The organism is Xanthomonas campestris pv. phormiicola (assembly GCA_025666215.1).
Classification (GTDB): domain Bacteria; phylum Pseudomonadota; class Gammaproteobacteria; order Xanthomonadales; family Xanthomonadaceae; genus Xanthomonas_A; species Xanthomonas_A campestris_A.
In genome coordinates this window covers 4,377,625-4,403,374 of sequence record CP102593.1, presented here as the reverse complement: position 1 = coordinate 4,403,374, position 25,750 = coordinate 4,377,625, and the positions used below count along the sequence as shown (strand labels likewise).

General features: G+C 69.9%; 18 protein-coding genes. 15 read left to right on the top strand and 3 right to left on the bottom strand.

Annotated features, from left to right (window positions below; genetic code table 11):
• The first annotated feature begins 6 nt into the window (after nucleotides 1-6).
• Entirely contained in the window at nucleotides 7-2,403 is a 2,397-nt protein-coding gene (locus NRY95_18535; GenBank protein ID UYC15675.1) for a TonB-dependent receptor, read from the top strand.
• A 788-nt stretch (nucleotides 2,404-3,191) separates the two neighbouring features.
• On the opposite strand, the gene NRY95_18530 is transcribed toward NRY95_18535, so the two are convergent.
• On the bottom strand, nucleotides 3,192-5,177 hold the full coding sequence (locus tag NRY95_18530; GenBank protein ID UYC15674.1) for a sigma-54-dependent Fis family transcriptional regulator: 1,986 nt from the start codon (nucleotides 5,175-5,177) through the stop codon (nucleotides 3,192-3,194).
• A 255-nt stretch (nucleotides 5,178-5,432) separates the two neighbouring features.
• Entirely contained in the window at nucleotides 5,433-6,365 is a 933-nt protein-coding gene (locus tag NRY95_18525; GenBank protein ID UYC15673.1) for a carbohydrate kinase family protein, read from the bottom strand.
• Between the two features lie 261 nt (nucleotides 6,366-6,626).
• Between NRY95_18525 and NRY95_18520 the strand changes: the two genes are divergently transcribed.
• The 14 genes from NRY95_18520 (at nucleotide 6,627) to NRY95_18455 (ending at nucleotide 24,402) form a co-directional block, all read left to right on the top strand.
• The gene (locus NRY95_18520; GenBank protein ID UYC15672.1) at nucleotides 6,627-7,673 is read left to right on the top strand and encodes a rod shape-determining protein; all 1,047 of its coding nucleotides are present in this window, start codon (nucleotides 6,627-6,629) and stop codon (nucleotides 7,671-7,673) included.
• A 169-nt stretch (nucleotides 7,674-7,842) separates the two neighbouring features.
• Complete coding sequence (gene mreC, locus NRY95_18515; protein UYC15671.1) at nucleotides 7,843-8,922, top strand: rod shape-determining protein MreC; 1,080 nt, start codon at nucleotides 7,843-7,845, stop codon at nucleotides 8,920-8,922.
• Complete coding sequence (gene mreD, locus NRY95_18510) at nucleotides 8,919-9,404, top strand: rod shape-determining protein MreD (protein ID UYC15670.1); 486 nt, start codon at nucleotides 8,919-8,921, stop codon at nucleotides 9,402-9,404. The genes mreC and mreD overlap by 4 nt, the downstream gene beginning before the upstream one ends.
• Nucleotide 9,405: 1 nt before the next feature.
• On the top strand, nucleotides 9,406-11,463 hold the full coding sequence (gene mrdA / locus NRY95_18505) for a penicillin-binding protein 2 (protein ID UYC15669.1): 2,058 nt from the start codon (nucleotides 9,406-9,408) through the stop codon (nucleotides 11,461-11,463).
• On the top strand, nucleotides 11,460-12,578 hold the full coding sequence (gene rodA / locus NRY95_18500) for a rod shape-determining protein RodA (protein ID UYC15668.1): 1,119 nt from the start codon (nucleotides 11,460-11,462) through the stop codon (nucleotides 12,576-12,578). The genes mrdA and rodA overlap by 4 nt, the downstream gene beginning before the upstream one ends.
• A 340-nt stretch (nucleotides 12,579-12,918) precedes the next feature.
• The gene (locus NRY95_18495) at nucleotides 12,919-14,253 is read left to right on the top strand and encodes a virulence factor family protein (protein ID UYC15667.1); all 1,335 of its coding nucleotides are present in this window, start codon (nucleotides 12,919-12,921) and stop codon (nucleotides 14,251-14,253) included.
• An 83-nt stretch (nucleotides 14,254-14,336) separates the two neighbouring features.
• Nucleotides 14,337-15,668 (top strand): glycosyl hydrolase family 28 protein, encoded by a 1,332-nt coding sequence (locus tag NRY95_18490; protein ID UYC18631.1) that lies wholly within the window; start codon nucleotides 14,337-14,339, stop codon nucleotides 15,666-15,668.
• A 170-nt stretch (nucleotides 15,669-15,838) separates the two neighbouring features.
• Nucleotides 15,839-16,981: an NAD(P) transhydrogenase subunit alpha gene (locus NRY95_18485; GenBank protein UYC15666.1), complete on the top strand. Its 1,143-nt coding sequence runs from the start codon at nucleotides 15,839-15,841 to the stop codon at nucleotides 16,979-16,981.
• Between the two features lie 3 nt (nucleotides 16,982-16,984).
• A complete protein-coding gene (locus NRY95_18480; protein ID UYC15665.1) occupies nucleotides 16,985-17,308 on the top strand; it encodes an NAD(P) transhydrogenase subunit alpha in 324 nt (107 codons plus the stop codon).
• Nucleotides 17,309-17,312: 4 nt separating this feature from the next.
• The gene (locus NRY95_18475; GenBank protein UYC15664.1) at nucleotides 17,313-18,719 is read left to right on the top strand and encodes an NAD(P)(+) transhydrogenase (Re/Si-specific) subunit beta; all 1,407 of its coding nucleotides are present in this window, start codon (nucleotides 17,313-17,315) and stop codon (nucleotides 18,717-18,719) included.
• 69 nt (nucleotides 18,720-18,788) lie between these two features.
• On the top strand, nucleotides 18,789-20,180 hold the full coding sequence (locus NRY95_18470; protein UYC15663.1) for an NAD-dependent succinate-semialdehyde dehydrogenase: 1,392 nt from the start codon (nucleotides 18,789-18,791) through the stop codon (nucleotides 20,178-20,180).
• A 223-nt stretch (nucleotides 20,181-20,403) separates the two neighbouring features.
• The gene (gene mltB / locus NRY95_18465) at nucleotides 20,404-21,540 is read left to right on the top strand and encodes a lytic murein transglycosylase B (protein UYC15662.1); all 1,137 of its coding nucleotides are present in this window, start codon (nucleotides 20,404-20,406) and stop codon (nucleotides 21,538-21,540) included.
• The gene (locus tag NRY95_18460) at nucleotides 21,537-22,997 is read left to right on the top strand and encodes a septal ring lytic transglycosylase RlpA family protein (GenBank protein UYC15661.1); all 1,461 of its coding nucleotides are present in this window, start codon (nucleotides 21,537-21,539) and stop codon (nucleotides 22,995-22,997) included. The genes mltB and NRY95_18460 overlap by 4 nt, the downstream gene beginning before the upstream one ends.
• A gap of 193 nt (nucleotides 22,998-23,190) precedes the next feature.
• Complete coding sequence (locus tag NRY95_18455; GenBank protein ID UYC15660.1) at nucleotides 23,191-24,402, top strand: D-alanyl-D-alanine carboxypeptidase; 1,212 nt, start codon at nucleotides 23,191-23,193, stop codon at nucleotides 24,400-24,402.
• A 180-nt stretch (nucleotides 24,403-24,582) separates the two neighbouring features.
• Here the strand turns inward: NRY95_18455 and NRY95_18450 are convergent, their stop codons facing one another.
• Nucleotides 24,583-25,641: a lipid A deacylase LpxR family protein gene (locus NRY95_18450; protein ID UYC15659.1), complete on the bottom strand. Its 1,059-nt coding sequence runs from the start codon at nucleotides 25,639-25,641 to the stop codon at nucleotides 24,583-24,585.
• Nucleotides 25,642-25,750: the final 109 nt, after the last annotated feature.

The window sequence follows — 25,750 nt, the reverse complement described above, 5'->3', positions numbered from 1 at the left end:
GCATGCATGGCTAGCAGACAAGGTCGCGGTATTTCGCAGGCGAGCGCGCACGTGCTGGCCGCCGCCATCGTCGTCGCATTGGCCACGGCGCCGGCCGGGGCACAGACCACGGTCAATGCCGACGACGCGCAGATCACCGCGCTGGACCGGGTCGAGGTCACCGCCACGCCGATCCCCGGCACCTTGATCGATGCCGACCACCTGCCGTACACGGTGCAGATCGCCACCGCCGACGACATCGCGCGCAGCCAGGCCGGCAACCTCACCGATTTCCTGCTGCGGCAGATGAACGGCGTGGACACCAACGAGGTGCAGGGCAGTCCGTTCCAGACCGATCTCACCTTCCGCGGCTTCCGCGCCTCGGCGCTGCCGGGCGCCTCGCAGGGCGTGTCGGTGTACCTGGACGGGGTGCGCATGAACGAACCGTTCGCCGACATCGTCAGCTGGGACATGATGCCGGAGGCGGCGATCCGCAGCGTCGTGCTGATGCCCGGCTCCAACCCGCTGTTCGGCCCCAACACGCTGGGCGGCGCGCTGGCGTTCACCACCCAATCGGGCCTGAGCGCGCCGGGCCTGCGCGCGGATCTGTCGTTCGGCAGCGGCGCGCGCAAGCGCCTGGACGCCTCCTACGGCTATGCCGGCCGCGACGGCCTGCATGCCTTCGTCGCGGTCACCGGGTTCGACGAGGACGGCTGGCGCGACGCCTCCGAAGGCCGCCTCGGCACCGTGTTCGCGAAGGGCGGGCGGCAGGGCGAGAACATCGACTGGGACGTGTCGCTGCTGCATGGGCGCAGCCGCCTGATCGGCAACGGCCTGCTGCCCGGCAGCCGCTACACCGACGACGGCATCGAGTCCGGGCTGTACGAGGCCGACCGCGACGCGGTCTACACCTCGCCGGACCTGACCCGCAACCGCAACACCCTGCTGACCGCGCAGCTGGACCACCGCTTCGACACGGACACGTCCCTGCACCTGCTGGCCTATTACCGCGAAGGCCGCCGCGACACGGTCAACGGCGACATCAACGAGGACTACGAGGAATTCGTCGAGGACTGCGCCGACGGCTACGCCGCCGACGGCACCCCGCTGGACGACGACTGCACGGTCTCGCGTGCCGATGCCGACGCCTTGCACAGCGGCGTGCTCAACACCACCCAGATGCGCCAGAGCGCCGAGGGCGTGGCATTGAATTTCAGCCGCCAGGCCGGCGCGCACGCGCTCAGCCTCGGCGCCACCTACGACCGCAACCGGGTGCGCTACCGGCAATACGCACAGGAGGCTTTCGTGGAGGACGACCGCGCCGTCGTCGCCGATCCCGACGAGGAGCGCGCCTTCTTTTCCGGGGTCAGCGGCCGCAGCAGCACGCTGGGCGTGTTCGCCGCCGACACCTGGGAGGTGGGCGAGGCCACCCACGTGACCGGCGCGCTGCGCTGGAACCGGGTCGAGGTCAGCAACGTGCTGTCCACCGCCGAGGACGGCGCGCTGCCGCGCGAGCGCTTCGTGTTCGCCAAGGCCAATCCGTCGCTGGGCATCACCCAGCGCCTGGGCGGCGGCGTCACCGCCTTCGCCTCGGCCTCGCAGAACAGCCGCGCGCCGACCGCGATCGAACTGGGCTGCGCCGATCCGGAACAGCCGTGCCGGCTGCCGACCGGGCTGCAGGCCGACCCGCGCCTGGAGCAGATCGTGTCGCGCACCTACGAAGTCGGCGTGCGCTGGAACCCGTCGCCGGAGCAGGCCTTCAACGCCTCGCTGTACCGCGCCGACAACCGCGACGACATCCTGTTCCTGCGCGCGCCGAACACCCAGCTGGGCTATTTCGACAACGTCGACCGCACCCGCTACCAGGGCGCGGACCTGAGCTGGCGCGCCAGCAGCGGTGCGCTGCGCTGGTTCGCCGCCTACAGCTACCTGGATGCGACCTACCGCAGCGACGGCGAACTGCTGTCCGGCGAGCGCACCATCGAGCTGCATCCGGGCATGCGCATCGCCGGCCTGCCGCGCAACACGCTGAAGCTGGGCGTGGAGTGGCAGGCGCTGGCGCAGCTGGCGCTGGGCGCGGACCTGCGCGCGATCTCGCGGCGCGTGGCCAGCGGCAACGAGGACGGCCTGGTCGAGGATCCCGAGGACGGCGAAGACGCGGTGCGCCACGACCTGTCCACCGGCGGCTACGCGTTGGTCGACGTGCACGGCACCTGGCAGATCGCCGACGGCCTGTCGTTGTACCTGCGCATCAACAACCTGTTCGATCGCCGCTACGAGACCTATGCGGCGGTCGCCGAGGACCTGTTCCCCGACGGCGCGCTGGCGCGCCCGCAGGACGCCGCGGTCGAGGACGGCCCCTCGCGCTTCGTCGCCCCCGGTGCACCGCGGCAATACCAGGTCGGCTTGCGCTGGCGGTTCTAGGCTGGCCGGTGATTCTGTGCACCGCTCCGCCTGCTTCCTTCGGGCAAATGCTTTTGTGGGAGCGGCTTCAGCCGCGACATCGAAGCCGGAAGTTGTCAGGCCACTGCTCGGTAGTGGCGTGTCGTGCCAAGGCTGTTGTGGGAGCGGCTTCAGCCGCGACATCGAAGCCGGAAATTGTCAGGCTTCGGTGGCAGTCGGGACTGAAGTCCCTCCCACAAAAGCCATGTAGATAGCCGCCGACGCCGTCGTTGCATCGAACGCGCGAGCGGGCCCGCTGCTCGGTAGTGGCGTGTCGTGCCAAGGCTGTTGTGGGAGCGGCTTCAGTCGCGACACCGAAGCCGGAAATTGTCAGGCTTCGGTGGCAGTCGGGACTGAAGTCCCTCCCACGAAAGCCGTGTAGATAGCCGCCGACGCCGTCGTTGCATCGAACGCGAGAGTGGGCGCGCTGCTCGGTAGTGGCATGTCGTGCCAAGGCTGTTGTGGGAGCGACTTCAGTCGCGACATCGAAGCCGGAAATTGTCAGGCTTCGGTGGCAGTCGGGACTGAAGTCCCTCCCACGAAAGCCATGTAGATAGCCGCCGACGCCCTTGTTGCATTGCAACTGAAGTCCCTCCCGCAACAACGCCGCAGATGCACATCGCGGCACCAGGAGACGGCTTCTTTGTGGGAGCGACTTCAGTCGCGACACCGAAGCCGCTGGGTATCCGGCTTCGATGTCGCCGCTGAAGGCGCTCCCTCAGGGAGATGGCGCACGAGGGAGGCATGACCGAGCGGCTTCGCGCGCGCACTCAGGCCGTCGCCAACCCATGCTTGCGCAGCTTGCGGTACAGGGTGTTGCGGCTGATGCCGAGCGCGTCGGCGGTGCGGCTGACGTTCCAGCGGTGGCGCTCGAGCTGCTGCTGCAGCACGCTGCGCTCGGCACTGTCCAGGGCGACGCGGCCGGGCACGTCGTCGGCGGCGACCGCGTCGCCGTTGACCAGGCACGGGCCGCTGTCGGCGTCGACGATTTCCTGCGGCAGGTTGGAGATGCGGATCATGCCGTCGGCGCACAGCACCGCGGCGGTGCGCAGCACGTTGCGCAATTGCCGCAGGTTGCCCGGCCAGGCGTAGCTGAGCAACTTGTGCAGCGCGTCCTCGCTGATGCGCACATGGTGCTCGCCGCTCTCCTCGCGCAGCAGGGTACGGATCAGTTCGGCCTTGTCGCTGCGCTCGCGCAGCGGCGGCAGGTGCAGCACCACGCCGTTGAGGCGGTAGTACAGGTCCTCGCGGAACTCCCCGGCGGCCACCATCTGCATCAGGTCGCGGTGGCTGGCGCTGATCACGTGCAGTTCCAGCGGCATCGCCCGGTCGCTGCCCAGCGGGGTCACGCTCTGTTCTTCCAGCACGCGCAGCAAACGCGTCTGCAGCGGCAGCGGCATGTCGCCGATCTCGTCCAGGAACAGGGTGCCGCCGCTGGCCTGCAGCAGCTTGCCGTGGCGGCCTTCGCGCGCGGCATCGGTGAACGCGCCGCGCGCATAGCCGAACAGCTCGCTCTCGATCAAGGCTTCGGGGATCGCCGCGCAGTTCACCGCCACGAACGGTCGCGCCGCCCACGGCGAGCCGCGGTGCACCGCCTTGGCGAACTCCTCCTTGCCGGTGCCGGTGGCGCCGCACAGCAGGATCGACACCCGATGCGCGGCCAGTTTCAGCGCGTTGTCCAGGTTGTGGCGCATGCGCGGATCGGAACCGACGTGCTCGCGGGAATAGGCGGCCTCGCCGCTGTCGGCACTGGCGGCGCGCGCCCGGCCGGCGGCAGCGTCGCGGCGCGGCGGCTGTGCCAGGGCGAAGAAGCGGCGCCCGTGGCAGGCGCAGCGGATCGACCACAGCGTGCTGGCGTCGTTGCGCGCGCGCTGCTCCACGGTGTCGAAGTCCAGCTGCATCACCTGCGAGATGTCGCGCCCGACCAGCAGGCTGCGGTCGGCCTTGCCGAGCTGTTCCAGCGCCGCTTCGTTGACCGCGAGCACGCGGCCGTCGTCGCCGATCGCCATCAGCGCCTCGTGCAGCAGGCCGGCGAACTCCGGGCGGCTGTGGAAGCGCAGGATCCACGCGTGCCGGTACTGCTCCAGGAAATACGAACGCGCGATCTGCGCCGCCGACATGCGCACCAGCGCGCTGGTGTGGCGCTGCACCAGCTTGGTGTCGCGCGCGTCGGGCGTGGAAGCGTCCAGTACCGCCAGCAGCTGTCCGTGCGGGTCCAGGATCGGCGCGCCGCTGCACGACAGCGGCAGGTGCCGGACCAGGTAATGCTCGCCGCGGTGCACGCCGAGCGCGCTGCGTTCCACCGCGCAGGTGCCGATGCCGTTGGTGCCCTGGTAGCGTTCGGCCCAGCTGGCGCCGCAGAACAGCCCGGTCTCGCGGAATTCGCGCAGCAGCGCCGGGTCCTGCACGCTGTGCAGCAAGGTCGCCTCGGCGTCGGCGAACACCACCGCGTAGCCGCCGCCGGCGATCTGCTCGTAGAGGTTCTCCATCTCCACCTTGGCGATGCGCAGCACCTCTTCGAGCCGCTGCTGGCGCTCGCGCAGCCCGCTGCCGTCGTGGACCATCGGCGAAGGCGGGGCGTCCGGGCTCAGCCCGTACTCGTCCAGGCAGCGCTGCCACGAGCGCGCCAGCGCCGGCGGCAGCGGTTCGATCTGGCGGAAACGGCGCATCCGCGCCAGCCACGCGGATTCCGCCTCGGCAGCGGACGACGGCCCAGCCGTGGCCTGCAGGAGGTTGGCGACAGTCAGTTCCGACACGTGGCGCATCCTCGGTCCCCACCCGGGACCAGAGTGGCAGTGACGCACAAACCGGGCCTTGGCTCAAACCGCAGTGCAGCAAAAGTGGGGAGTCGGGAATGGGGAATGGGGAATGGCAAGAGCGGCTTGGCTGGTGCGCATCCCGTTCCGCCTTGTAGCCAAAACGAAAAACTGCGCGAAAGCGCGGTTCTTTGTGGTCTCAGGAACCCGGGTTCCCGCTTTTACGATTCCCCATTCCCGATTCCCCACTCCCGGCTACAGCGCATACCCGAACTGCTGCTTGAACTGGTCGTTGAACTCGTCGAAGTCGAAGCGCTGGTTCTGCGTGCCCGGGTGTTCCACCTTCAGTGCGCCCATCAGGTTGCCCATGCGCCCGATGGTCAGCCAGTCGCAGCCGCGCTGGATGCCGAAGATCAGGCCGGCGCGGAACGCGTCGCCGCAGCCGGTCGGGTCGACCACGCGACGCTCGTGCGCCGGCGGGATGTCGTAGGTCTTGTCGGGGGTGTACACCAGCGCGCCCTTCGGCCCCTGGGTGGTGATGTAGGCCTGCACCCGCGAGACGATGTCCTGTTCGTTCCAGCCGGTGCGCTCCTGCAGCAGGTTGGACTCGTAGTCGTTGACCACCACGTAGTCGGCCTGTTCGATGAAGGTGCGCAGCTCCGGGCCGTTGAACAGCGGCATCGCCTGGCCGGGATCGAAGATGAAGGGGATGCCGCTGGCGGCGAACTCCTCGGCGTTCTGGATCATGCCTTCGCGCCCGTCCGGGCCGACCAGGCCCAGGGTCACGCCCGGCACGTCGCGCACGTGGTTCTCGTAGCTGCGCATCATCGCGCCGGGGTGGAACGCGGTGATCTGGTTGTTGTCGTGGTCGGTGGTGATGAACGCCTGCGGGGTGAACAGCTCCTCGATCACCTTGACCCGCGACAGGTCGATGCCCAGCGTCTCGAAATGCTCGCGGTACGGGCCAAAGTCCTGGCCCACGGTACCCATCGGGATCGGCTCGCCGCCCAGCAGGTGCAGGTTGTAGGCGATGTTGCCGGCGCAGCCGCCGAACTCGCGGCGCATCCGCGGCACCAGGAACGACACGTTCAGGATGTGCACCTTGTCCGGCAGGATGTGGTTCTTGAACTGGTCCGGGAACACCATGATGGTGTCGAAAGCGAGGGAACCACAGATCAGTGCGGACATCGGGCAGGCCTTGGCGGAGGGATGAGCCCGCATTCAGGCGGGCAGCGCGCGGGGTCGCCGCGGCGCAAAGGGTAACGGCTGCGGCCGGGCAGGGCCAGACGCACGATGCACGGCGGCCCTGCGAGCGCGCGCAAGGCGCGGTTTTAGCGAGAATTTTCCTTGCCCGCACCCAGGTGGGTTGTTACGCTAGCAGACTTCGTTTTCTGCCCATTTTTTCGCCATTCGGCGACGGCACGCGACTCCCCAGGACTCAATTCCCCGATGTTCAAGAAACTCCGCGGCATGTTCTCCAACGACCTGTCCATCGATCTGGGCACGGCCAACACCCTCATCTACGTGCGTGGCCAGGGCATCGTGCTGAACGAACCGTCGGTGGTCGCGGTGCGCCAGGACCGGGCGATCGGCGGCACCCGGTCGGTGGCCGCGGTCGGCGCCGAGGCCAAGCAGATGCTCGGCCGCACCCCGGGCCACATCACCACCATCCGCCCGATGAAGGACGGCGTCATCGCCGACTTCACCTACACCGAGGCGATGCTGAAGCACTTCATCAAGAAGGTACACAAGTCGCGCTTCCTGCGCCCCAGCCCGCGCGTGCTGGTGTGCGTGCCGGCCGGCTCGACCCAGGTCGAGCGCCGCGCGATCAAGGAATCGGCCGAGGAGGCCGGCGCGCGCGACGTGTACCTGATCGAGGAGCCGATGGCCGCGGCGATCGGCGCCGGCATGCCGGTCACCGAGGCGCGCGGTTCGATGGTCATCGACATCGGCGGCGGCACCACCGAGGTGGCGGTGATCTCGCTGAACGGCATCGTCTACTCGCAGTCGGTGCGCATCGGCGGCGACCGCTTCGACGAGTCGATCACCAACTACGTGCGCCGCAACCACGGCATGCTGATCGGCGAGGCCACCGCCGAGCGCATCAAGCTGCAGATCGGCTGCGCCTATCCGCAGGAAGAGGTGCAGGAGATGGAAATCTCCGGCCGCAACCTGGCCGAGGGCGTGCCGAAGATGATCAAGATCAACTCCAACGAGGTGCTCGAGGCGCTGCACGAGCCGCTGTCGGGCATCGTCTCGGCGGTCAAGCTGGCGCTGGAGCAGACCCCGCCGGAGCTGTGCGCCGACGTGGCCGAGCGCGGCATCGTGCTGACCGGCGGCGGCGCGCTGCTGCGCGACCTGGACCGGCTGATCTCCGAGGAGACCGGCCTGCACGTGCAGGTCGCCGACGACCCGCTGACCTGCGTGGCCCGCGGCGGCGGCCGGGCGCTGGAGCTGGTGGACATGCACGGCAACGAGTTCTTCGCGCCGGAGTGATCGTGAAGCCGGGAATGGGGAGTGGGGAATGGGGAATCGAACGGCCCCTCCGCACCGACACTGCCGGCGCCGCCGCCGCTACCTTGCCTGCGCCCCGGCCTGATCAAGCCGGGGATGCGCTGTTGCTTTCCGATTCCCCATTCCCGATTCCCCAATCCCGGCTTTAACTGTGCCTCCCTACGCCGGTCCTCCCGTCACTGCCCGCCCGGGCGAAGCCGCCAGCACGCCGCGCCTGCTGGCGTACCTGGCCCTGGCGGTGGTGCTGATCGTGCTCGACGCGCAGGCCGGCTGGCTGGCCCAGCTGCGCAGCCAGACCAACCTGCTGGTGCAGCCGCTGTGGGCGCTGGCCGGGCTGCCGGGCCGGCTCGGCTCGCAGGTGCAGGAGAATGCCGCCAGCCATGCGCAGCTGGTCAGGGAAAACCGCGCGCTGCGCAACGAGCTGCTGATCGCCAAGGCGCGGCTGACCCGGCTGCAGACCGCGGCGCTGGACAACGCGCAGCTGCGCGAGCTGCTGGGCGTGGCCGAGCGCCGCGGCCTGGACGTGCAGCTGGCGCCGATCCTGGACATCGACCTGGACCCGACCCGGCAGCGGCTGGTGCTCGACGCCGGCGGCCGCGACGGCGTGCACGTCGGCCAGGCGGTGATCGACGCCGGCGGGCTGATGGGCCAGGTGATCGAGGTGACCCCGCTGCACTCCACCGTGCTGTTGCTGACCGACCCGGACCACGCGGTGCCGGTGACCGTGGCGCGCAACGGCGTGCGCCTGATCGTCTACGGCCGTGGCGACACCCTGGAACTGCGCGATGTGCCGCTCAGCGCCGGCGTCGAGGTCGGCGACGAGATCGTCACCTCCGGCCTGGGCGGGCGCTTCCCGGCCGGCTTCCCGGTCGGCACGGTGGCCACGCTGCGCCCGGACGACACCCACGCCTTCCTGGTCGGCGTGCTGAAGCCGGCGGCGAAGCTGGACCGGGGGCGGGATGTGTTGCTGCTGAAGCCGGGACTCGGGGTGAAGCCGGGACTCGGGACTCGGGACTCGGGACTCGGACAGCAGTCGGGACTGGGGACTGGGGACTCGGGACACGGCAACGACAACGGCGATGCGGCGCATGTGGTGGCGCGAGGGCGCGGTTCTGTGCCTGCTGGCGCGTCTGCGCCGGCCGCCGGCCCGGTATCCGGCCATGTCCCGGCTTCTGATCGAGTCCCGAGTCCCGAGTCCCGAGTCCCGGCGGCTCCGAAGGAGCCGCAATGAGCCGCCCCCGCAGCAAAGGCTGGGTGCTCCCGGTCAGCGTGATCCTGGCGCTGCTGCTGGGCCTGTTGCCGTTGCCGCTGTTGCTGCAGCCGCTGCGGCCGTACTGGCTGGCGCTGGTGGTGGCGTACTGGGTGATCGAGACCCCGGACAAGGTCGGGCTGGGGTTCGCCTTCGCCATCGGCGTGGTCGCCGACCTGCTGTACGGCGGGGTGCTCGGCGAGCAGGCGCTACGGCTGGTGATCCTGAGCTTCATCCTGCAGCGCTTCCGCGCGCGGATCCGCTTCTTCCCGATGTCGCAGCAGGCGCTGGCGATCGGCGGCCTGCTGGTCAACGACCGCATCGTCGCCGCGGCGGTGCACCTGGCGGTGGGCGAGCCGACGCTGCCGTGGAACTACTGGTGGGCGCCGCTGCTGGGCATGGCGCTGTGGCCGCCGCTGTTCGTGCTGCTGGACGCGCTGCGGCTGGGCCGGCGGAGCAAGTAGCGTGGCCTTCACCCGCCGCACGCAGAAGAATCCGCACGCCGAGGCCGAGCAGTTCCGGCGCCGCACGGCGCTGGGCTTCTTCGGCGTGCTGGTGGCGCTGCTCGGCCTGGGCGCCTGGTACTTCAAGCTGCAGGTGCTGGACCACGACATCTACGCCACGCGCTCGGACGCCAACCGGATCAAGCCGCGGCCGGTGGTGCCGGGGCGCGGCATGATCTACGACCGCAACGGCCGCCTGCTGGCCGAGAACGTGCCCGCGTTCCGGCTCGACGTGACCCCGGACAAGGTCGCCGACATGGACGCGCTGCTGGCCGAGCTGGGCAAGGTCATCGCGCTGTCGGCCGAGGACATCGAACGCTTCCAGGCCGCGCGCAAGGCCAGCCGCAGTTTCCGACCGGTGACCCTGAAGCTGCGGGTCAGCGAGGAGGAGCGCGCGCGCTTCGCGGTGGACCGCTGGCGCTTCCCGGGCGTGGAGCTGGAGCCGTACCTGACCCGCCACTACCCCTACGGCGACCTGTTCGCGCACATCATCGGCTACGTCGGCCGCATCGACGAGAAGGACCTGGAGATGCTCGGCGAGGGCAATGCCGCGCTGACCCACATCGGCAAGTCCGGGCTGGAGCGCTATTACGAAGAGGAACTGCGCGGCAAGGTCGGCTACGAGCAGGTCGAGACCAACGTGCAGGGCCGCGCGATCCGCACCGTCGGCCGGGTCCCGGCGCAGTCCGGCGCCGACCTGCGCCTGTCCATCGACGCCGACCTGCAGCGCGCGATGGTCGCCGCGTTCGGCGACTACCAGGGCGCGGCCATCGCGATCGATCCGCGCACCGGCGAGATCCTGGCGATGGTCAGCCTGCCGTCCTACGATCCCAACCTGTTCGTCAACGGCATCTCGCACGCCGACTTCCAGGCGCTCAACAGCGATCCGTCGCGGCCGCAGTTCAACCGCCTGGTGCTGGGCGGGGTGGCGCCCGGCTCGACCATCAAGCCGTTCATGGGCCTGGCCGGGCTGGACAGCGGCACGCGCCGGCCGGAGGACAAGATCCTGTCCACCGGCATGTTCTACCTGCCCGGGGTCAGCCGCGGCTGGGGCGACTCGCATCGCGGCGGGCATGGCTGGACCGACCTGCGCAAGTCGATCGCGCAGTCGGTCAACACGTATTACTACAAGCTGGCCGTCGACATGGGCATCGGCAAGGTCGACCAGTACATGAACCGCTACGGCTTCGGCGCGCCGACCGGCATCGACCTGATGGGCGAGATCGGCGGCATCGTGCCGTCGCCGGCCTACAAGGCCAAAAGCCGCAAGGAGGCATGGTATCCCGGCGATACGGTCAACATCGCCATCGGCCAGGGCGACTGGAAGGTGACCCCGCTGCAGCTGGTGCGCGCGGTGGCCGGCATCGCCGATGGCCAACTGCGCACCCCGCACCTGGTGATGGCCCAGCGCGGCGCGTTCGACCAGCCGTGGGCGCCGGTGGCGCTCGGCCCGGGCAAGCCGATCAGCGACAATCCCGGCAACCTGCAGGCGGTGCGCGAGGGCATGATGGACACCATGCGTCCCGGCGGCAGCGGGCATGCGATCGCGGTCAGCGCGCCGTACCAGATGGCCGGCAAGACCGGTACCGCGCAGGTGGTCAGCCGCAAGGGCCTGGCTGCGGTGGATCCGCGCAGCCTGCCGATGCACCTGCGCCATCGCTCGCTGTTCGAGGGCTTCGCCCCGGCCGAGCAGCCGACCATCGCGCTGGCGGTGGCGGTGGAAGGCGGCGGCTACGGCGCCAGCACCGCCGCGCCGATCGCGCGCAAGATCTTCGACGCCTGGCTGCTCGGGCGCCTGCCCGCCGGCATCGAGCCGCTGGACAGCCTGCGCGGCGCCACCGCGTTCGGCAGCCAGCTGTACTACGCCGAGGATCCGGGCTCGCGCGGCGCGGCCGACGCGGTGGCGCTGGCCGCCGGCGAGCGCCCGGTGCTGATCGGCCCGGTCGAAGTGGAGGCCGCCGCGGTGCCGCTGCCGGCGGCGCCGCCACCGATCCCCGACGAGATCCCGGACGAACGATGAAGGATTTCCTGCGCTGGCTGGCCGATCTCGGCGGCCGTTTCGCCCGCACCCTGGACTGGCCGATGTGCCTGGCCCTGGGCGCGCTGATGGTGATCGGCCTGGCCGTGCTCAAGAGCGCCGGCGGCCAGGCCGGCGGCAACCACCTGATGCTGGCCCAGGCCATCCGTTTCGCGATCGGCGCGGCGGCGATGTGGGGCCTGTCGCGGGTCTCGGCGCTGCGCCTGCGCGCGTGGACGCCGCTGATCTATGCGCTGTCGATGCTGCCGCTGCTGGCGGTGTTCGCGCTGGGTACCGGCAAGTACGGCCGGCAATGGCTGGACCTGAAGGTGTTCTACCTGCAGCCGGCCGAGCTGCTGAAGATCAGCATGCCGATGATGGTGGCCTGGTACCTGCACCGCGTGCCGCTGCCGCCGCGCGTGCCCACGGTGCTGGTCAGCGCGGTGATCATCGGCATTCCCACCGCGCTGATCATGCTGCAGCCGGACTTCGGCACCGGCGTGCTGATCGCCGCCAGCGGCGGTTTCGTGCTGCTGCTGGCCGGGCTGCCGTGGTGGTGGGTGGGCATCGCGGTGGGCGGCGTCGCCGCGGCCGCGCCGGTGGCCTGGCTATGGCTGCTGCGGCCGTACCAGAAGGACCGGATCATGATGTTCCTCAATCCGGAGAACGATGCGCTGGGCGCGGGCTGGAACATCATCCAGTCCAAGATCGCGATCGGCTCCGGCGGCCTGCACGGCAAGGGCTGGGGGCTGGGCTCGCAGTCGCATTTGAACTTCATTCCCGAACAGACCACCGACTTCGCGTTCTCGGTGCTCAGCGAGGAGTTCGGCTGGATCGGCGTGGCCATGGTGCTGACCCTGTACCTGGTGGTGATCGCGCGCTGCCTGTGGATCGCCGCGCAGGCGCGCGACACGTTCTCGCGCCTGCTCGCCGGCGCCACCGGCCTGGCGTTCTTCGTCTACGTGCTGGTCAACGGCGGCATGATCTCCGGGCTGCTGCCGGTGGTCGGCGTGCCGATGCCGCTGATGAGCTATGGCGGCACCTCGGCGGTGTCGCTGCTGGCCGGGCTGGGCCTGGTGATGGCGGTCAAGGCGCACCGCCCGGTGCACGGCTACTGAGCCGCGCTCGCCGCCGGCGCGCGCTGGCTTAACCGCAAGTATGCGGTGATGTGGCAGACGATTGCGGCATGTGTCGGCGCTAAGCACAATTCGCGTCGATGCCACGTCGCGGCGCCGGATTTTCCGGTCCGCTGCGAGCGCAGGATCCGTTCCGGGTGAGCCACGCGCGGCCTCGATGCCGCCCAGCCGACCCGCGTCCACCGAGGGGAGCCAACGCAGCGCAGCGTCGATCCGGGCCAGGCCCGTATCGTGTCCTTGCGTCCGTCCGCCTGCACCAGTTCCTCTCTCGTCTTCCCCGTGGTTCCTGTCCGCTCGGCTGTGCCGACATGGATGTGTGTCGATGAAATTCCTGAAATTCCTGCTGTTGCTGAGCGTTGCGCTCGGCCTGGGCGGCTATGCGTTGATCCGCTACTACTTTCCGGTCGGCGCCATGCACAGCCACGGCTACGGCCGGGTCGCGCTGACCCAGCCGGCGGGGCCGCCGCAGGGCATGGTGATCCTGTTCGCCAGCGGCAACCGCGCGCAGCGCCGGGCCGCGGCAGCGCGCATCGCCGCGACCGGTGCGCTGGTGGCGACAGTCGATGGCGACCGTTATCTGGCGCGCCTGCAGCGCGCCGGCAGCGGCTGCGGCCATGCCTGGCACGATGCCGAGCAGGTGAGCCGGCACCTGCAGCGCGACCTGCACGCAGACCGCTACTTCCTGCCGATGCTGGCCGGGACCGGCGCCAGCGCGACCTTGGCCGAACGCATCGTCGGCGCCGCGCCGGCGGCGACCCTGGGCGGCGCCATCGGCATCGCCCCGGCGCCGACCGAGGTCTGCGCCGGCACCGCCCAAGCCAACAGCGCGCAGGGCTTCGTCGATCTGGCCGCGGCACCGCCGGGCGCGGCGCCGCAGACGGCGCTGGCCGCGCGCGTGGCCGCGCACCTGCACACGCCGGGCAGCGGCGGTGCGCTCGACGATTTGCCGTTGACCGAACTGCCGGTGCGCGTGCCCGGCGCGCCGCTGGCGATCGTGCTGTCCGGCGACGGCGGCTGGCGCGATATCGACAAGGGGATGGCCGAGGCCTTGCAGCAGCGCGGCATCGCGGTGGTCGGCTGGGACAGCCTGCGCTACTTCTGGCGCACCAAGCCGCCGGCGCAGGCCAGCGCCGACCTGGCGCGGGTCATCGACCACTACCAGCAGCGCTGGCACCCGCAACGCGTGCTGCTGGTGGGTTATTCCTTCGGCGCCACCGCCATGCCGTTCATGTACAACCGCCTGCCGCCGGCGCAGCGCGCGCAGGTCGGCCTGCTGGCCTTGTTCGGCGTGGACCACAAGGCCGATTTCCAGATCCGCGTGCGCAACTGGTTCGACCTGGGCGACGCCGACGACGCCAGGCCGGTGCTGCCGGAACTCGCGCGCATCGCGCCGTCGCAGCTGCTGTGCGTGTACGGTGACAAGGAGAAGGACACGGTGTGCCCGCAGCTGCGCGACAGCGGCGCGCAGATCGTCGCGCTGCACGGCGGCCACCATTTCGACCAGCATCCGGCCGGCTTGGCGACGATCGTGGACGATCGCTGGCGGCGACTCGCGGAAGACGCCGGTCGTCCTGTTGCTGCAATCGATTTCAGGCACTCTCGCGCAGCCGCGGTGCAGCCCGTGCCGCTGCGTACCCCACCTGGAGCTTTGCAATGACCTCCCGTACAACTTTCCCGGTCCTCGGCTGCCTGCTGGCGCTGGCGACGCTCGACGCATCCGCCGCCACCGGCGATACGCGCATGGTCGCCGAGCCGACCGTCCCCAGCGTCTGCGGGCAGTCGCTCGTCGCCGTGCTGCAGACGGGCGATCGCACCTTCAGCGCCGCACAGGAACAGAGCCCGCCGGATACCGCGCGCATCCAGGCCGCGTTGGACAGCTGCGCGGCCGCCGGCGGCCGCACGGCGGTGCTGTTGCGTGCCGGCGCCGGCAACGCCTTCCTCAGCGGGCCGCTGACCATCGGCAGCAACGTGACCCTGGTGATCGACGCCGGCGTCACCCTGTTCGGCTCGCGCAAGCCGTCGGACTACCAGGTCGCCGGCGCCAACGCCTGCGGCAAGGCCGCCGGCTCCAGCGGCGGCTGCCGTGCGCTGATCAACCTCAAGGGCAAGTCGCTGGGAGTGATGGGCCTGCGCGACAGCGCCGGCCGCCAGGGCACCATCGACGGCCGCGGCGACCTGCCGATGCTCGGCGGCAGCGACAGCTGGTGGCAGTTCGGCGAGAAGGCCAAGGCGAGCAACCTGACCCAGAACAGCCCCGACCTGATCAAGGTGCAGAATTCCAGCGACGTGAGCTTCTACCACGTCAATCTGATCAATGCGCCGTACTTCCACCTGTTCGCGCACATCGCCGACGGTCTCACCATCTGGGGCGTGCGGGTCCAGGCGCCGGCCAGCAGCCCGAACACCGACGGCCTGGACCTGGACAGCGTCAGCAACGCCACATTGAACGACAACGACGTGATGGGCGGCGACGACGGCGTGGCGATCAAGACCATCGCCTCCAGGTCGGCCAACATCAGCGTGCGCAATTCGCGCTTCTACGGCACCCACGGCCTCTCCATCGGCAGCGAGGTGATGTACGGCGTGGACAATGTCCTGGTCGAGGGCAACAGCGTGGTCGGCAGCGATGCCAACGGCACGCCCAGCACCGACAACAACGGCCTGCGGATCAAGACCGGCCTGGCCAAGGGTGGCGCGGTCAACGACGTGACCTACCGCAACACCTGCCTGTTCGGTGTGGCCAATGCATTGGTGATCAACCCGCTGTACAGCGGCGGCAGCAGCGGCACCGTGCCGACCTTCACCAAGATCGTGGTCAACGGCCTGAAGGCGCAGGGCTCGCCGAAGGGCAAGGGCAATGCGGTGCAGGGCTACAACGCGTCGGCGCCGCTGGACCTGGTGCTGGCCAACGTGTCCGCGGACGTCACCGCATTGAAGGCCAGCAACGCACGCATCGGCGTGGACCGCTCCAACCTGCAACTGACCGCCGACAGCACGGCCAGCACCTATGCGACCTCGGTGTCCGGCGCGGTGCCGGCGTGCAGCGCCAAGCCGGTGTTTCCCGCGCTGTAGGGTCCGTTGCCGCGACGCCGGCGCCGCCCCGGCCATGGCCGGCCTGGTCGCCGCCGGCGTCGTCCAGCGCCTGTACCGCAGGCCAATGCGGCGGCCGCAATTGATCGCAATCAATGTTCGCGCCTGGCCGCGAGCGCACCGTGCCTGCAGTTCCCCACAGGCACCGATCCATGGCGTTCACCGTAGCGGTAGTGAAGGAAGAGCAGGCCGGCGAGCGCCGCGTGGCGATGGTGCCCGCGGTGTTGCCGAAGCTGGCGAAACTGGGCGCGCAGCTGCGCCTGCAGTCCGGTGCCGGCATGGCCTCGCGCCTGGCCGACGCGGCCTATGCCGGCGCCACCGTGCTCGACGACGTGCAGGAGGTCGTCGCCGGCGCCGACCTGGTGCTGGCGGTGCAGGCGCCCTCGCTGCGCACGCTGGCGGCGATGCGGCCGGGCAGCATGCTGGTGGCGATGCTGTATCCGGCCAAGGCGCCGGGCTTGCTGGACGTGCTGTGCGAACGCCGCATCACCGCGTTCGCGATGGAGACCGTGCCGCGGATCAGCCGCGCGCAGGCGCTGGACGTGCTGTCCAGCCAGGCCGCGCTGGCCGGCTACTACGCGCCGCTGCTGGGCGCGGTGCACCTGCCGCGGATCCTGCCGATGATGACCACCGCGGTCGGCTCGCTGCGCGCCGCACGCGTGCTGGTGATGGGCCTGGGCGTGGCCGGCCTGCAGGCGCTGGCCACCGCGCACCGGCTCGGCGCGATCACCGAAGGCTACGACGTGCGTCCGGAGACGCGCGAGCAGGCGCAATCGGTCGGCGCCAAGTTCGTCGACACCGGCATCGACGCGCGCGGCGAGGGCGGCTATGCGCGCGAACTCACCGCCGACGAACGCGCCAAGGCCGCCGCGGTGCTGACCCAGCACATCCAGCAGGCCGACCTGATCGTCACCACCGCCAACGTGCCCGGCCGCACCGCGCCGATCCTGATCGACCGCGCGCAGATCGCCGGCATGAAGCCCGGCGCGGTGATCGTGGACCTGGCCGCCGACAGCGGCGGCAACTGCGAGGGCGGCGTGCCCGGGCAGACCGTCGAGGTGGGGCCGGTGACCATCGTCGCGCCGTTCAACGTGCCCTCGGCATTGGCCCAGCACGCCAGCGAGCTGTACGCGAAGAACCTGCTGAACCTGCTCGAGCTGCTGGTCCACGACGGCGCGCTGGCGCCGGACTTCGACGACGAAGTCGTGGCCGGCACCCTGCTCACCCGCGATGGCCAGGTCTGCCATCCCACGCCACGCGCGGCGCCGCCTGCGCCCGCCACCAAGGAGTCCTGAGCGATGAATCCCGATCTGTCGATGAGCTGGATGATCGCGTTGTACGTGTTCATGCTCGCGGCGTTCACCGGCTACGAAGTGATCGGCAAGGTGCCGTCGATCCTGCACACGCCGTTGATGTCCGGTTCCAACTTCATCCACGGCATCGTCGTGGTCGGCGCGATGCACGCGCTGTTCAACGCCGACACCGTCGCCGGCCAGGCGATCGGCTTCGTCGGCGTGCTGCTCGGCGCCGGCAACGCCGCCGGCGGCTACGTGGTCACCGACCGCATGCTGGCGATGTTCAAGCCCAGCGCCAAATCCGCCTCCGCCGCCCCCAAGGAATAGCGCCATGCTGCAGCTACTGGTGGAAGTCAGCGGGTTCGCCGCCGCTTTGTTGTTCGTTCTCGGCCTCAAGCACATGTCCTCGCCGGTGACCGCGCTGCGCGGCATCGTGCTGGCCGGCATCGGCATGCTGGTCGCGGTCGCCGCCGCGTTCGGCTATCTGGCCGACCTGCAGCCCGGCGCGCAGCCGCATGCGCTGACCAATCTCGCCCTGGCGCTGCTGGCGCTGGCGCTCGGCGGCGCCTGGGCCTGGCGCAGCGGACGCAGCGTGGCGGTGACCGCGATGCCGCAGATGGTGGCCCTGTACAACGGCATGGGCGGCGGCGCCGCGGCCGCGGTGGCCGCGGTCGCGCTGGCCTCGCGGCAGCCGCAGCACGGCGGCCTGCACCTGGCGGTGACCGTGCTCGGCGCGTTGATCGGGGCGATCTCGCTGTCCGGCTCGGTGATCGCCTGGGCCAAGCTCGATGGGCGCATCAATACGGCGTGGCGGTTCAAAGGACAGAGCGTGTTCAACGCCAGCGTGTTCCTCTGCGCGCTGGTACTCGGCGGCCTGGTGGTCGCGCAGATCGGCGGCGGCTGGGCGGCACTGGCGTTCTTCGCCGCCGCGCTCGGTTTCGGCATCCTGATGACGTTGCCGATCGGCGGCGCCGACATGCCGGTGGTGATCTCGCTGTACAACGCCTTCACCGGCCTGGCGGTGGGCCTGGAAGGCTTCGCGCTGCAGAACCCGGCGCTGATGATCGCCGGCATGGTGGTCGGCTCGGCCGGCACGCTGCTGACCATGCTGATGGCCAGGTCGATGAACCGCTCGCTGGCCAACGTGTTGTTCAGCAATTTCGGCGACGGCGCGGCGGTGGCGCAGGGCGATGTGCAGGGCCGCATGACCGCCGTCGAGGCCGGCGATGCGGCGGTGGCGATGCGCTATGCCTCCAGCGTGATCATCGTGCCCGGCTACGGTCTGGCGGTGGCGCAGGCGCAGGCGCGGCTGTACGAACTGGTCAAGCTGCTGCAGGCCGCCGACGTGGACGTGAAGTTCGCGATCCATCCGGTCGCCGGGCGCATGCCCGGGCACATGAACGTGCTGCTCGCCGAGGCCGGCGTGCCCTACGACCTGATCTTCGACATGGAAGACATCAACGACAGCTTCGCCAGCACCGACGTGGCGCTGGTGATCGGCGCCAACGACGTGGTCAACCCGGCCGCGCGCACCGACAAGGCCTCGCCGATCTACGGCATGCCGATCCTCAACGCCGACCAGGCGCACCAGGTCTACGTGATCAAGCGCGGCCAGGGCAAGGGCTACGCCGGCGTGGAGAACCTGCTGTTCTACGGCGACAACTGCGACATGGTCTACGGCGACGCCGCCGCGGTGCTCAACCGCATGGTGCAGGCGGTGAAGGAACTGGCCGGCTGACCGAACCGAACCCATCCGATCCGGCGCGACGCGCCTGCGCTTCCCGACACATCCCACGAGGACATCACCATGGCTTATGCGACCCGCAATCCCTACACCGGCGAACTGCTCGCCAGTTTCCCCGAGGCCACCGATGCGCAGGTGCTCGCCGCGATCGGCGCCGCCGATGCCGCCTTCCAGCAGTGGAAGCAGGCGTCCTTCGCCGAGCGCGCCAAGGTCATGCACGCGGCGGCGCAACTGCTGCGTGCCGACGTGCGCGGCTACGCGCAACTGCTGACCCTGGAAATGGGCAAGCTGATCGGCGAGGCCGAAGCCGAGGTGACCTTGTCGGCCGACATCTTCGAGTACTACGCGGTCAACGCCGAGCGCCTGCTGGCGCCGGAGTCGCTGCCGGTGGCCGATCCGGCCGAGGGCGAGGCGATGCTGGTGCACGAGCCGCTGGGCGTGCTGCTGGCGATCGAGCCGTGGAATTTCCCGTACTACCAGATCGCGCGGATCATCGCCCCGCAACTGTCGGCCGGCAACACGGTGTTGCTCAAGCACGCCTCCAACGTGCCGCAGTGCGCGGCGAAGTTCGAAGCGCTGATGGCCGCGGCGGGCCTGCCGGCCGGCGCGTTCGCCAACCTCTACGCCACGCGTTCGCAGGTGGAGACCATCCTCCACGATCCGCGCGTGCACGGCGTGGCGCTGACCGGCTCGGAGGGCGCCGGCGCCATCGTCGCCGCGCAGGCGGCAAGGGCGCTGAAGAAATCGACCATGGAACTGGGCGGCGCCGACGCCTTCGTGGTGCTGGCCGATGCCGAGCTGGACAAGACGGTGAAATGGGCGGTGTTCGGCCGTCACTGGAACGGCGGCCAGGTCTGCGTGTCGTCCAAGCGCATGATCATCGTGCGGGAGGTGTACGACGAATTCCTGCGCCGCTACACCGACGGCGTGGCCGCACTCAAGGCCGGCGATCCGATGGACGCGGCGACCACGCTGGCGCCCTTGTCCTCGCAGGGCGCGGCCGACGAAATCAAGCTGCAGATCGCCGCGGCGGTCGACCATGGCGCCACCGCCACCGAGGTCGGCCCCAGGGTGCCGACGCACGGCGCGTTCGTGCAACCGACCATCCTGACCAACGTGACCAGGGACAACCCGGCCTACTACCAGGAGTTCTTCGGCCCGGTGTCGATGCTGTTCGAGGCCGCCGATGAGGACGCGGCGGTGCGCATCGCCAACGACTCGCCGTTCGGCCTGGGCGGCTCGGTGTTCACCGCCGACACCGCGCGCGGCGTCGACGTGGCCAGGCGCATCTCCACCGGCATGGTGTTCGTCAACCATCCGACCATGGTCAAGGCCGACCTGCCGTTCGGCGGCGTGCGCCGCTCCGGCTATGGCCGCGAGCTGATCGGGCTGGGCATCAAGGAGTTCGTCAACCACAAGCTGATCGACGTGGTGGATATCGACGCGCCGTTCTAAGCGTCGCCGCTGTGGCAGCATCGCGGGCCGTCGGTGGGCAACCACCGGCGGCCTTTGCGTTTGCGGCGCACGCGGGCTGGCGCCGACGCTGGTGGCGTCCCCGCGCAGGTGTCGCCACGCGCTCGCTGCATGAATACGCCAGGCGTACTTGACTCGACGCAAAGTTCTTTTGTTTCATGGCGTTATTGGTGGAAATTCATCTGGACTCTGTTAACCTGCCGGCATGATTCGACGCTCGCTGATTTGCCTGATCACGCTTGGCCTGGTCGCATGCGCGACCCAGCCCAAGCCACCGCCGCCGCCGCCGCAGGCCAATGCGCTGCCGCAGACCGCGCCGCGCCCGGCGCTGCCGGCCGGCACGGCGCCCGAGGCGGTGCCCGCGCCGCCGCTCGACCTGACCCCGGTGCCGTTCGAGATCGCGCGCGCCAACTTCGTCCGCGACACCGCCGCCAAGTACGGCCTGGACCCGGCGCAGATCGAGGCGACGCTGGCGCAGGCGCAGTTCAAGGACGCGATCGTGGCGGCGATGTCGCGCCCCGCCGAGCGGGTCAAGCCGTGGAACGACTACCGGCCGATGTTCATCAGCCAGGCGCGCATCGACGGCGGCCGTGCGTTCCTGGCCACGCATCGCGAAGAACTGATGCGGGTGCAGGCGCGCACCGGCGTGCCGCCGGAGATCATCGTGGCGATCATCGGCGTGGAGACCAGCTACGGCAAGAACGCCGGCAGCTACCGCGTGCTCGACGCGCTGTACACGCTGGCGTTCCGCTATCCGCGCAGCGGCGACCCGGCCAAGCTCGAGCGCGAAGTGCGCCGCGAGCTGTTCTTCCGCGACGAACTCGGCCAGCTGTTCGCGCTCGGCCGCGAAGAGAACCTGGACATCGCCAGCCTGATCGGCAGCTACGCCGGCGCGATGGGCCTGGGCCAGTTCATGCCGTCCAGCTACCGCCAGTTCGCGGTGGACGGCGATGGCGACGGCAAGCGCAACCTGTTCACCGACTACGACGACATGTTCTCCTCGATCGCCAACTACTTCGTCAAGAAGGGCGGCTGGGTGCGCGACGGCGCGGTGGCGGTGCCGGCCACGCTGCGTCCCGGCGCCGAGGAATTCAATCCGACCGACTGGACCCCGAGCTACACGCTGGCCGAGCTGGCCGCGCGCGGCTACCAGCCGGCCGCAGCGGTCCCGGCCGGCGCCACCGCCACCCCGATCACGCTCGACGGCAGCGCCGGCAAGCAGTACTGGCTGGGCTTCCAGAACTACTACGCGATCACCCGTTACAACATTTCCAAGATGTACGCGATGGCCGTGTACCAGCTGTCCCAGGCCATCGCCGGCAAGGAGTTACCCCCGGCATGAACCCGAACGCGCTGCTCCGGATCGTCCCCGTCGTCGCCCTGCTGGCGCTGGCCGCCTGCAGCAGCGCCCCGAAGAAGACCGCCGGCGGCGGCGCCGCCGCGCCCGGGGTCAGGGTGGAAGGCCGCGGCCCGGCGCATGTCGCCACCGGCTGCCCGTCCACCTCGCCGTACGCGCCGGCCAAGGAAGACCCGTCCACGCGCGGCAACTACACCGCCGGCGGCCTGTACGCGCCGGGGGTCAGCGACAGCACGCCGGACTACGTGCCCAACGTGGCCTGCATCCCCGAGCCGCTGGTTACCAACGAGCCGCGCTCGGCGGTCGGCAACCGCTCGCCGTACATGGTGCTCGGCCGCGAATACAAGATCATCGACGACCCGCACAGCTACGTCGAACGCGGCACCGCCTCGTACTACGGCAGCAAGTTCCATGGCCGGCTGACCTCCAACCGCGAGGTCTACGACATGTACGCGTTCACCGCCGCGCACAAGACCCTGCCGCTGCCCAGCTTCGCCCTGGTCACCAACCTGGACAACGGCGAATCGGTGGTGGTGCGGGTCAACGACCGCGGCCCGTTCCACGACGATCGGGTCATCGACCTGAGCTACGCGGCGGCGGTCAAGCTCGGCATCACCGGCAAGGGCACCGGCCGCGTCGAAGTGCGCGGGCTGACCCCGGCCGACAACGGCAACCTGCTCGCGTCGCGGCGGACCGGCAAGCAGGTCGCGACCGGCACCGCGCTGGCCAGCGCGGCCGCAGCGGGCAGTGCCGCGCAGACCGCGGCGGCGCGTCGCGCCACCGACATGGACAACCTGGTCAAGGCCTTGCCGGCCAAGCCGGCCAGCGTCGTCGCCGCAGCCAGCGTGCCGGCGCGCAGCGCTGCCGCGTCCAGCACCGCTGCGCCCAGTGCCGCCAGTGCGACCGCGGCGGCGGCCGCCTTGCCGGAAGGCGAGCGCTGGCGCTACCGCGTGCAGGCCGATGCCGACACCGCGGCCAATGCCGACCATTTCGACGACTGGATGAAATCGCGCGGCGTGCGCGTGGCCACCGGCAAGCCGGCCAAGGTCGATGCGGCCGTGGCCGCCGCCCCGGCACCGACGCGGCGCGCCACCGCTGCCGCCGTGCCGGCACCCACCGCGGCGGCCGTCGCGACGTCGGCACCGGCGCCTGCCGCACCGCTCGTGTCGGCGACCCGTGCGGCCGCCGACAGCGCGGCGGCGCGCGGCCCGCTCGGCATCCTGCTGCAGGTGGCCAGCTTCGCCAGCCGCGAGAATGCCAACCGCGCGCTGTCGCAGCTGGCCTCGGCCGGCATCGTCGGCGCCAGCGTCAGCGATATCGTGTCCGGCGGGCGCACGCTGTGGCGGCTGCGGGTCGCGGCCGAGGACCATGGCCGCGCCACCGAGCTGGCCAGCCGCATCGCCGGCCTCGGCTTCGGGCGTCCGCAGATCGTCAAGGACTGAAGCGCGCAGCGAACACGCACGCGTATCGCTGGCGCTGCCGCGCGCCAGCCGTCGCCAGGTGCGCGTGCCGCTCCAGCACCGATGGCTTAACGCCGACTCCCGCCTACGCCGCTGCGGCGCCTGAGCGGGCGCCGGGTAGCCCTACAATGCCTCGTTTACCATCGGCCCTCGGGCCTGCCAGGAGTCGTTTTAGATGAAATTCCGCTTCGCCGTCGCCGCCGTGGCCACCTTCGCCGTCGGCCTGGTTTCCGCGCAGACCCCCGGCCCGGTGCCGGCATCGCCTGCTGCCGCCGCCACCGCGCCCGCCGCCGTGGCGATCCCGCCGGCGCCCAAGCCGGCCGTGTCCAAGTCCTGGGTGCTGATGGACTACGCCACCGGCCAGGTGCTGGCCGGCGAGAACGAACATGTGCGGGTGGCCCCGGCCAGCATCACCAAGGTGATGACCTCCTACGTGATCGCCGCCGAACTGAAGCTGGGCAAGATCAAGCGCGACGACCAGGTCATGCTCAGCGAACGCGCCTGGCGCGAAGGCGGCGCCGGTACCGACGGCAGCTACAGCGGCTTCCCGGTCAACCAGACCGCGCGCCTGGAGGACATGGAAAAGGGCATGGCGATCCAGTCCGGCAACGACGCGGCGATCGCGCTGGCCGAACACGCCGCCGGCAGCGAGGAAGCCTTCGCCTCGTTGATGAACAACTACGCGGCCAAGCTCGGCATGACCGGCTCGCACTTCGTCAACGCCCACGGCCTGTCCGCCGAAGGCCACTACACCACCGCCTACGATCTGGCGCTGCTGGGCCGGGCGATGGTGCGTGACTATCCGGAAACCTACGCCTACAACAAGATCAGGGAATTCAAGGTCGGCGACATCACCCAGCAGAACCGCAATCTGCTGCTGTGGCGCGATCCCAGCGTGGACGGCATCAAGACCGGCCACACCTCCGAGGCCGGCTACTGCCTGCTCAGCTCCGCGCAGCGCGGCGATCAGCGCCTGATCGCGGTGGTGATGGGCGACAGCTCCGAGAAGCAGCGTGCCGAGGACAGCCTGGCGCTGTTGAACTGGGGCTTCCGTTTCTACGAAACCCACCGCCTGTACGAGCCGGGCAAGCAGGTCGCGCAGCAGCGCGTGTGGAAGGGCACCGAGAAGGACGTGCTGCTGGGCGTGGCGCAGCCGCTGCTGGTCGGCGTGCCGCGCGGCCGCTACAACGAACTGAAGCCGTCGATCGATGTGCCCAAGACCCTGGAAGCGCCGATCAAGCAGGGCCAGGCGATCGGCACGGTGAAGGTCTCGCTGGACGGCAAGGTGATCGCGCAGGCGCCGCTGGTGGCACTGAAGGCGGTCGACGAGGCCGGCTTCTTCAAGCGCCTGTGGGACAGCTTCTGGATGTGGTGGGAAGCCGAATGAGTTGAAAAAAAGCCGGCTTACGCCGGCTTTTTTGGGAATGGAGAATGGGGAATCGGGAATGGGTAGAGCGGCGTTGCTGCATTCGCTCGTTACTGCCGCGATCTCACGGCCAAGCTTGTCGGTTGAGGGGCGGCAAACCCGCTTTTCCCATTCCCCATTCCCGACTCCCCATTCCCGGCGTCACAGACGCCGACTGATCGTGAAGCTGCCGAACACCGGCGTCTGCTTCTGCAGGTCGAATTCGCGGGTGCTCCAGTAGCGCGCCAGCGCGAACTTCCACTTGCCGCGCATCACCGCCAGGCCGAAGCCGGCTTCGCCGACGAAGGGGCGTTTCTTCACGCTGTGGCTGTCGCGGAAGGTGTTGCCGTCCAGGGTGATGTCGCGCAGCACCCAGCGCGCGTCGCTGGTCAGGAACAGGTGGGCCGACCAGCCGCGGCCCAGGCCGTAGCGGGGCGGGGCGGTATTCTCGCCGGCCGGGCGCAGCGGCGAGCTGCCGAAATCGTCCGGCAGCTTCCAGCCGAAGCGCACTTCGCCGCCGGCATTGGCGTGGGTATCCAGAGTGCCGAGCGCGCCGCCCCAGTGGCTGATCGCGTCCCAGCCCCAGCCGTCGGCGTTGACCGCCGCATCGCCCGGCCAGCGGCGCATGCGTTCATGGACCAGCACGAACACCGGTTCGTCGTGCAACTGGTTGTCCCAGCCAAGGAACTTGGCGTCGCCGAGCAGTTTGTGGATCCCATTCTGCACCTGCTTGCCCTGCGCCGACGGTCCGATCATGCCCACCGCCAGTTGGGTGGTGCGCAGGCGGTCCTGATTGCGCGCGTTATAGCCGAAATTCACCATCAGCGCGGCGGCATAGGGACGGTCGTCCTGGATCAGGTCGCGGCGGGTCTTGTCGGTCGGGGTGAAGATGGCCTGGCCGAAACTGAAGACCATGTTCTGCTGTTCGAACTCGCCCGGGTGCAGGCGTTCCAGGTAGCGGTTGACCGCCCGCGCCAGCCGCGGCAGGCAGGGGTCGTCGGTGAAGTCGACCAGGTTCGGCGACACCAGGGTCACGCCGAAGCCGTTGGTATAGCCCTGGTCCTGGCCGGCGCCGCCGAACAGGTCGTTGTCGACCCGGAAGTTCACCGTCGGCGGCGTGTCCTGCAGGGCGCTGCCGGCGCAACGATCGGCGGCCGCGGCAGGCAACGCGGCGATGGCGAGCAGGACGGCGAAGGCGAGAGGCAGGCGCGATGACGGCATGGGCGACGTCCCTGGTAGGGAAGGAGGAATGGGTGCACCGACGCTAGCGGGACGGATGCGCGCGTCCCGTGAAGCCTGCATTCATAAAATGCCGGGGCGAGCATAGGCC